This window comes from Kitasatospora sp. NPDC057198, assembly GCF_042670125.1.
Classification (GTDB): Bacteria; Actinomycetota; Actinomycetes; order Streptomycetales; family Streptomycetaceae; genus Kitasatospora.
Genome location: NZ_JBHUWH010000335.1, coordinates 1 through 8,852, shown reverse-complemented (window position 1 = coordinate 8,852; position 8,852 = coordinate 1). Strand labels below are relative to the sequence as shown.

6 protein-coding genes are annotated in these 8,852 nt (G+C 69.7%); 5 read left to right on the top strand and 1 reads right to left on the bottom strand.

Features of this window, described 5'->3' with window-relative positions; genetic code table 11:
* Positions 1-1,212 precede the first annotated feature (1,212 nt).
* On the top strand, positions 1,213-2,667 hold the full coding sequence (locus ACFUEL_RS28965; RefSeq protein ID WP_380239724.1) for a DNA phosphorothioation-associated putative methyltransferase: 1,455 nt from the start codon (positions 1,213-1,215) through the stop codon (positions 2,665-2,667).
* Here ACFUEL_RS28965 and dndA read toward each other — a convergent pair.
* A complete protein-coding gene (gene dndA / locus ACFUEL_RS28960; RefSeq protein ID WP_380239723.1) occupies positions 2,648-3,784 on the bottom strand; it encodes a cysteine desulfurase DndA in 1,137 nt (378 codons plus the stop codon). The two genes, ACFUEL_RS28965 and dndA, sit on opposite strands and share 20 nt — an antisense overlap.
* A 73-nt stretch (positions 3,785-3,857) precedes the next feature.
* Here dndA and dndB point away from each other — a divergent pair, with 73 nt between their 5' ends.
* Genes dndB through dndE form a run of 4 tightly spaced genes read left to right on the top strand, consistent with a single transcriptional unit; the run spans position 3,858 to position 8,841 of the window.
* The gene (gene dndB / locus ACFUEL_RS28955; RefSeq protein WP_380239722.1) at positions 3,858-4,988 is read left to right on the top strand and encodes a DNA sulfur modification protein DndB; all 1,131 of its coding nucleotides are present in this window, start codon (positions 3,858-3,860) and stop codon (positions 4,986-4,988) included.
* Positions 4,985-6,496: a DNA phosphorothioation system sulfurtransferase DndC gene (dndC, locus tag ACFUEL_RS28950; protein WP_380239721.1), complete on the top strand. Its 1,512-nt coding sequence runs from the start codon at positions 4,985-4,987 to the stop codon at positions 6,494-6,496. Before dndB ends, dndC begins: the two co-directional genes overlap by 4 nt.
* On the top strand, positions 6,483-8,474 hold the full coding sequence (dndD, locus tag ACFUEL_RS28945) for a DNA sulfur modification protein DndD (protein WP_380239720.1): 1,992 nt from the start codon (positions 6,483-6,485) through the stop codon (positions 8,472-8,474). The genes dndC and dndD overlap by 14 nt, the downstream gene beginning before the upstream one ends.
* Positions 8,464-8,841, top strand: a complete 378-nt coding sequence (gene dndE / locus ACFUEL_RS28940; protein WP_380239719.1) for a DNA sulfur modification protein DndE — start codon at positions 8,464-8,466, stop codon at positions 8,839-8,841. Before dndD ends, dndE begins: the two co-directional genes overlap by 11 nt.
* Positions 8,842-8,852 lie beyond the last annotated feature (11 nt).

Sequence of the window (8,852 nt, the reverse complement as noted above, 5' to 3'; positions counted from 1 at the left end):
CCGGGGACCGGGGGGTCCGCGGCCGGCGCGCCCGAGGATGAGCGGCACCGCTGGGGACGCCGGTTCCTCCTCCCGGGCCCCGCAGCACTTGTCGAGGACTCTAGGCAGCCGGTGTTACTCGGGCGTTACCGGCCCCGGCGGTGGGAGCGGCGCTTCCGCAGGTCAGCGGCCCGGCGGCTTCGGCCGCCCCCGGCGGCAGGGCACCGGGCGCGGCACCCGCTCCACCCTCCGGTCCACCATCCGGGACGGTGTTCGAGACACCGCCCGGGACACCGCTCGGGGCACCGGGCGCGGCCCGCGGTCCACCCTCCGGCCCCCCGTTCGAGACGGTCGGAGCACCGCCGGGAGCACCGCCGGGCGACTACGCCGCCTACACGGTGATCGACCCGTACACCGGCCTCCAGCACGTCACCTTCGTCAACCTGCGCACCGGCGCCACCGGCGCCACCGGCGCCACCGGCATGGTCGACAACGGCCGGCACGAGCTGGCCACCGCCTTCGCCTCGCTGCGCGACGGCAGGATCGCCTACGCCAAGATGTGGAGCGACCCCACCGGCTTCGAGCTCGGCGCCGAGGTGTACGACCTGGCCACCGGCGGCACCGTCCTGCTGCCCGGCGACCCGACCGCCACCGTGGGCGTCGGCCAGACCGCGCTCACCGCCGACGGCGTCGTGTGGATCCGCGACGTGAACGCCCAGGACGGCGGCAAGGCGTCCGTGGAGCGCGCCGACCTCGACGGCGACCACCCCGCCGCCCTCCTCCCCGAGGACGGGCCCGCCTCGCTCTACGCCTACTCCCTCACCGCCTCCGACGACACCGTCACCGTCACCGTCACCGTCACCGGGCTGAACCTCCCCCGGCCACCAGCTGGTCCCACACCACCCTCCCCAAGCTCCACCGGTTCCCCGCCGACGGCAAGGGCGGCGCCCAGCGCCTCTCCTGCAACCGCGGCGACCAGGTCCACCCCGCCGCCGACACCGGCAAGCGCGTCCTGCGGCTCGACGGCACCACCGGCACCACCGACCTGGTGGTCCGCAACCGGCCCGCCGCCAGGTGCTGACGCGGCACTAGCACGCGACCCGATGCCTCGGACGGGGCCCGGCGGCCACCACGGTCCCGGCCCCGTTCCGGGGCAGCTCGATTTCGATGGCTCCGAGCAGTACTGGAAGACTGGCCGCCAACCCCGTGAAGGCAACAGGTTGAGGTGGGCACATGCCGGGATCGCGGCAGATCGAGCGTCGACTCACTGCCATATCCAGGTCAGGTCTGTCGATGCCCGCCCGCCAAGCATTGGTGGACCAGCAGATCAGACCCGATTCGACAGTCCTGGACTACGGCTGCGGGCGCGGCGGAGACGTGCGCCTGCTGCGCAGGATGGACTTCGCCGCCACCGGCTGGGATCCGTACTACTTTCCCGACTCCGCACCGGAACGCGCGGACGCCGTCCTGGTCACCTACGTACTGAACGTGATCGAGGACCCCGTGGAACGGCGCGAGACCCTGTCACGCGCGTGGGAACTGGCCAGAAGCGTGCTCGTGGTCTCCACCCGCCTGGTCTGGGAACGGGGGAAGGTCACCGGGGACCAATTCGCGGACGGGGTGGTGACCAGCCGAAAGACCTTCCAACACCTCTTCGAGACCCGTGAGTTGCGGGACCTCGTCCAGGAGGTGACAGGGGTCCGCTGCGTCTCCGCAGCGCCCGGCGTGGTCTATGCCTTCCGGGACGATACCGCCCGGATCGCACTGCTGGCGCGCAAGATCGTTCCGGACGCCGACTGGCTCGCTTCGGACAGCACTACCAGCGCGATCGCCTCGGTCGTCGACTTCACCGAGCGTCGCGGGCGACAGCCGCGGCTGGAGGAGATGCCGGCGCCCCTGTCCGAGCTGCTCGGCGCCCTACCGGCCAGTGAGCTCCAGCGGCTGGTACGGCGCTCCGCCGACCCCGTGAAAGTCTCGGAGGGGGCGCGGCGCACGACGCTCAACACACTGCTGTTCCTGGCCGTAGAGCTCTTCCACGGACGCGGCCCCTTCGGCGGTCTGCCCCTGCCGGTGCAACTCGACGTCCGCTCCTGCTTCTCCTCCTACCTGGAGGCGTGCAAACGTGCGGACCGCCTGCTCCTCAAACTCCGCGACGACGCTTACGTGCGCGACGCGATGCGTGCCTCACAAGTCGGCAAGCTCACCCCCACCGCCCTGTACGTGCACCGCCGTGCCGTCGAACGCCTGCCCACGGTGCTCCGCCTGTACGAGCACTGCGCCGCCATCGCCGCCGGCCGGCCCGAGTCCTGGACGGTGCTCAAACTCCTGCACCAGGGCCGATCCGCCGGCTGGCTGGACTACCCGGACTTCGACAGCGACCCGCACCCCCGACTGCACACCTCCTACTCGGTGGAGATGCGGACCCTGGAGACCACGCACCTCTCCCACGCGGCGTCGGGTGACCGGCCACTGCTGCACCGCAAGCAGGAGTTCCTGGCGCCGGACGACCCCGACGCGGCCAAGTACCGCAGGCTGACCGAAGCGGAGGTCCGCGCCGGGCTCTACGACCGGCCGCACCTGATCGGTACGGAACTGGGCTGGGAGGCGGAACTCGTCCGCTGCGGCCGGCTCCTCCGAGGGCACCGGCTGGTGCGCCGCCCCGCCGCGGTTATGCCTGGAACTGCTTGACCGCCTCGATCAACCACTCCGGGTCGAACCCCTCGACCTGGGCGGGGGACCAGGACAGCCGCAGCCCGTTGGCCGCCTGCTCGTGCGACATGCCCATCGCCTGCAGCACGTGACTGGGCGTGTACGAGGCGCTGGTGCACGCCGAGCCGGTGGCGACGGCGGCCACCTGCTGGAGGCGCACGATCAACGCCTCCGAGCTGACCCCCTCGAAGGTGAGGTTGAGGATGTGCGGCACCGTGTGCGCGGCGTCCCCGTTGACCCGGTACTGCGTGGAGGCCAGTGCCGAGATCAGCTCCTCCCGGAACGCCTCCGCGCCCGACCGCCACTGCCGGTGCTCCTGACGGAAGAGTTCCTCCGCCTTGGCCAGGCCCATGATGAGCGGCACCGGCAGGGTGCCCGGCCGCAGGCCCCGCTCCTGGCCGCCGCCGAACATCAGCGGCTGCAGCGGAATGCTGTCCCAGCGCCGTCGGCGAGTCAGCAGGGCACCGACCCCCTTCGGAGCGCCGATCTTGTGGCCGCTGATGCTGACCAAGTCGATGGGCGAGGTGAGGTCCTCGGGGAGCTTGGCAAAGCCCTGCGCGGCATCGACGTGGAAGTAGGTGGGCGTCTCCCGCAGCGCCCGGGCGAGCTCGGCAACGGGTTGGACCACCCCGGTCTCGTTGTTCACGTGCATCAGCGAGACGAGCAGGGTGTCGGGGCGCACCCGTTCCAGCACCGATTCCGCACTGACCAGCCCGTGCTCGTCCGGTGCCACCAGCTCCACCTCGAAGCCCCGGCGCTCCAGCTCCTCCAACGGCTCGAGCACCGCCTTGTGCTCGATCGCCGAGGAGACGATGTGCCGCCTGCCGGTCTTCTCACCGTGCGGGGCCAGTCCGAGCAACGCGATATTGTTGCTCTCCGTCGCCCCGCTGGTGAAGATCAGTTCGCCTGCGCTCGCGCCGAGTTGGGTGGCGATCTGCTCCCGCGCCCGCTGGACCGCCTTCTTCGCCCGCGCCCCGTACTCGTGGGTGCGACTACCGGCGTTGCCGAACTCCTCGGTCATCCAGTGGAGCACGACCTCGGCAACACGCGGGTCCACCCGCGTGGTGGCAGCGGCATCCAGGTACGTGGCTGTCATCGTCATTCTCCCCGCCAGGAATCCAATCCGGTACGTCTTTGAAATAACGTACAGGGCTCTATACGATACCGCTGTGACTGATCAGAGAGTGGCGCCTGTGGCGGGGGAGGCGACGTCGATCGGTTTCGAGTACGTCTTCCCCGCGATCCGGGGGGTGCAGGCGGGACGGGAGTTCTTCGTCTCGATGTGCCCGTTGCGGTTGATCCCCAAGATCTTCCTCTTCGACGACGAGGAGATCGCCCCGGAGGTCCGCGCCCAGCGCGTCCTCAACAAGGCGCGGATCCCCGCCCTCATGCGTTACATCCTCGACAACCCGGACGACTACGTCTTCAGCGCACTGACCGCCTCCATCGACGGTGACATCGTCTTCGAGAGCGTCGCCGGTCAGGGTCCGGGCATGCGCGCCGGCCAGATCCGCGTACCCATGGCCGCCAAGTTCCTGATCAACGACGGCCAGCACCGGCGGGCCGCCGTGGAGATGGCGTTGCGGGAGAACCCCGACCTGGGTGACGAGACCATCGCCGTGGTCTTCTTCCACGACACCGGCCTGGCCCGCTCCCAGCAGATGTTCGCCGACCTGAACCGGCACGCGGTCCGCCCCTCCCGGTCCATCGGGGTCCTCTACGACCAGCGCGACGTCATCGCCACGCTCACCAGGCTCCTCGCGCTGAAGTCCCCGGTCTTCAAGCAGCAGGTGGAGATGGAGAGCAGCACCCTCTCCGCACGCTCCCGCAAGCTCTTCACCCTCAGCGCCCTGCACTCGGCCAACCAGGCACTGCTCCAGGGCCTGGAGCTGGAACGCGACGAGGCGGCCGCGCTAGCACAGGGCTACTGGGAATTCGTCGACACGCTCATCCCCGAGTGGCGCCTGGTGCGTGAGCGGAAAATGACCGCGCCGGACGTGCGCCACGACTACATCCACAGCCACGGCATCGCGCTGCACGCGCTCGGCCGCATCGGCAGCACCCTGCTCCGCGACTCGACCAACGCCTCGGCGTGGCAGAAGCGGCTCAAGAAGCTCTCCTCGGTCGACTGGACCCGTGCCAATCCCGCCTGGGAGGGCCGGGCGCTCATCGGCGGCCGGGTTTCCAAGAGCCACAACCAGGTCGTCCTGACCGTGAACTACCTGCGCCAGACCCTGGGCATGCGGCTCAGCCCGGACGAGCAGCGCGCGGAAGACGCCTACAAGCGAGGAGACGCATGAGTACCCCCACCGCCGACGCCCGCCTGCTGTTCGCGGGACGGCCCATCCGGGAGGTCGTGGACGAGCTCACCCAGGAGATCCGGGAGCTGTACACGGCGGACGAGGTCCCCTGGGTGGTCGGCTACAGCGGAGGCAAGGACTCCACCGCGGTGCTCCAGCTCGTCTGGACCGCGCTGCGGGACCTCCCCGCCGAGCAGCGCACCAAGCCGGTCTACGTGATCAGCACGGACACCCTCGTGGAGAACCCCGTCGTCGCGCTGTGGGTGACGCGTTCGCTGGAAAGCATGCGCGCCGCCGCCGCGGAGCAAGGGCTGCCGATCGAGCCGCACCGGCTCACGCCCGAGCTCAAGGACACCTTCTGGGTCAATCTGATCGGGCGCGGCTACCCGGCGCCCCGGCCGAAGTTCCGCTGGTGCACCGAGCGGATGAAGATCCGCCCGTCGAACTCGTTCATCCGACGCGTCGTGCGCCGGCACGGTGAGGCGATCCTCGTGCTCGGCATCCGCAAGCAGGAGAGCCAGGCCCGCGCCCGCGCCATGGCCCGGCACGAGAAGCGGCGCGTGCAGGAACGCCTGTCGCCCAACGCCAACCTGCCCAACTCGCTGGTCTACAGCCCCATCGAGGACTGGAGCAACCAGGAGGTCTGGGTGTTCCTGGAGCAGGTCGCCAACGCCTGGGGGCACTCCAACACCGAGCTCAAGGCGATGTACATGAGCGCCTCCGAGGACCAGGAGTGCCCGCTCGTCGTCGACAACACCACCCCCTCCTGCGGGGACAGCCGTTTCGGTTGCTGGACCTGCACGCTTGTCGAGAAGGACAAGTCCATGGTCGCCATGGTGAACAACGTCGAAGAGCGCAAGTGGATGACGCCCCTCATGGAGCTGCGGGACAAGCTGGACGTGACCGGTGAGGAGGAGCACAAGCTGCGGGACTTCCGCCGGATGAACGGCAGCGTCCAGCTGTTCGGCGAGCGCATCATCCACGGCCCCTACACCCAGGAGGCCCGGGAGACCTGGCTGCGGGACCTGCTCGAGGCCCAGACCTGGGTGCGGGCGAACGGCCCGGAAGAGGTCCGCGACCTCGAACTGGTCACCATGGAGGAACTCCACGAGATCCGCCGCCAGTGGGTGTTCGAGAAGCACGAGGTCGAGGACTCCCTCCCCCGCATCTACCAGGAGACGACCGGCGAGGTCTTCCCCGGACGCCCCCTGGACGAGCACCTGACCCTGGGCGCCGACGAGATGGACCTGCTCCGGGAAGCCTGCGAGGGGGACGAGCTGCTCTTCGGCACCGCTCGGGAGCTCCTTGAGGTGGAGCGGAAGTTCCGCACCATGACCCGGCGGTCCGGCCTGTTCGAAGCTCTCGAGCGAACCGTCAAGAACGGCTTCTTCGAGAACAAGGAAGACGCCCACGCCTACGCCCTGCAGAAGAAGAAGCTGCGCGACCAGATCGCCGAGCACCTGCCGCTCACCGACGAAGAGGAGGAGGACGCCGATGCTCCTGCGTAACCTCACACTGCACGACTTCGGCGCCTACCGGGGCGAGCAGTCCCTGAACCTCGCCACCGTGCCCGGCCGGCCGATCGTCCTGATCGGTGGCATGAACGGCTGCGGCAAGACCACCCTGCTCGACGCGCTGCAACTCGCCCTCTACGGGCCCCGCGCCCGCTGCAGCGGGCGCGGCAACCGCAGCTACGACGCCTACCTGCGCGAATGCATCAACCGCCAGGCCGATCCCGCCACCGGCTCGGAGATCGAGCTGGAGTTCTCCATCACCGTCGACGGCACGGAGCGGGTCTACAACCTGTACCGCAAGTGGGCCGTCAGCGGTAAGAACGTCAGTGAGCTCGTCACCGTCTTCATCGACGGGAAGTGGGACCGCGGCGTCAGCGAGGGCTGGGCCGACCACGTCGAGGACATCCTCCCGCTGGAGATCGGCTCCCTCTTCTTCTTCGACGGCGAGAAGATCGAATCGCTGGCCGACCCCGACCGCGCTTCGGCCGTCGTCGAGTCCGCCATTCACTCCCTCCTGGGTGTGAACACCGTCCAGCAGCTGCGCACCGACCTGCTCGCTCTGCAGCGCCGGCAGAAGTTGACCGGCGAGGAGCAGGAGAGCATCGCGCAGATCCGCCAGCTCGAGTCCGAGCACGAGGCCGTGCAGCACGAGGTCGAGGCGGCCCACGCCCAGGTCGCCATGCTGCGCTCCCAGCTCGACGCGGCGAAGGTCACGCTCGACGACGCCGAGCACTCCTTCCAGAAGGACGGCGGCGAGCTCTTCGACCGTCGCCGCGAGCTGGAGACCCGCCACACCGAACTGGGCAAGTCCTTCGCAGCCACCAACGAGGCCCTGGTCGCCCTGGCGGCCGGACCGTTCCCGCTGCTGCTGCTCGGCGAGCAGCTCACCACCGTCCGCAAGCAGGCCGCGGTGGAACAGCAGGCGTCCGAGGCCGGCCAGGTCCTCGACGTCCTCGCCGCCCGTGACCAGGAGGTGCTCGACCGGCTGGCCGGCCTGCTCTCGGCCGGCGACCTGAGCGCGCTCACCGAGCACCTGGCGCACGACCGCAGGCACCGTGAGGAGGTCGGGTCCGCCGAGCGCATCCTTGAACTCACCTCGGACGGCTACAGCCAGCTGACCGCCCTCGAACAGGTCCTCGCCCACGAGCAGGAGCACGCTCGCGAACTGCTGGAGCGCGCCGCCGAGCAGCAGAACGAGATCGAGGCGCTCGAGAGCCAGTTGGCCGGCGTGCCCGATGAGAAGGCGATCGCCACCCGAATCGACCAGCGGGCCGCGGCACTGCGCAAGGTGCACATGCTGGAGGCCGATCTGGACGGCGCGCAGGCGGTGCACACCGCCGTCAAGAACCGTCGCGACGCCCTCACCGCCAAGCTGGAGCGCGCCCACGAGGCCCGGGTGAAGACCCTGGTCCGGGCCGACGAGGTGTCCCGCGTGATCGCGTACTGCGACCGCCAGCGCGCTTTGCTCGACACCTTCAGCGCGGCGCTGATCAAGCGGCACATCAACCGCCTGGAGGTCGCGGTCCTCGACAGCTTCACCAAGCTGATGCGCAAGAACGGGCTGGTCCGCGACCTGCGCATCGAAACCGACCGCTACCGGCTCACCCTCATCGGTGCCGACGGTGAGCCGCTCGACCCCGGTCGCCTGAGCGCGGGCGAACGGCAGCTCCTCGCGGTCTCCCTGGTCTGGGGTCTGGCCCGGGTGGCCGGCAACTGGCTCCCGAGCGTCATCGACACCCCCCTCGGCCGCCTCGACAGCCGCCACCGCGAGCACCTGGTCGACCGCTACTTCCCGCGCGCGAGCCACCAGGTGCTGCTGCTCTCGACCGACGAGGAGATCGACGAGCGGCTCCTGAAGCGCCTGATGCCCTCCATCGCCCACACCTACACCCTCGAACACGACGACACCACGTTCACCACCTCGGTCCGGCCGGGCTACTGGTGGACCTCCGGAGCAGCGCATGTCGCTTGAGACCATCCGCCTGTCCCAGCCCGCCCGCGACCAGCTCGTCAGTCTGAAGCGCACGACCGGCATCAAGAACTGGAACGTCCTGTGCCGCTGGGCGTTGGCCCTCTCCCTGCGCGAGCCTTCGACGCCGCTCGTCAAGGAGATCGTCGCCGACTCCAACGTCGAGATGTCCTGGAAGACCTTCGCGGGCACTTACGGTGACGTCTACCTCGCCCTGCTGCGGCAGCGCTGCGCACTCGACGGCGAGCCCCCGACGGACGAGGCGCTGAGCCGCGCGTTGACGATCCACCTGCACCGGGGCATCGGCTACCTGGCGGGCAACAAGGACGTCCGCACCATCCGCGAACTCGTCGCCTCGGCCTGCGGGTAGCCGTCCCGGGC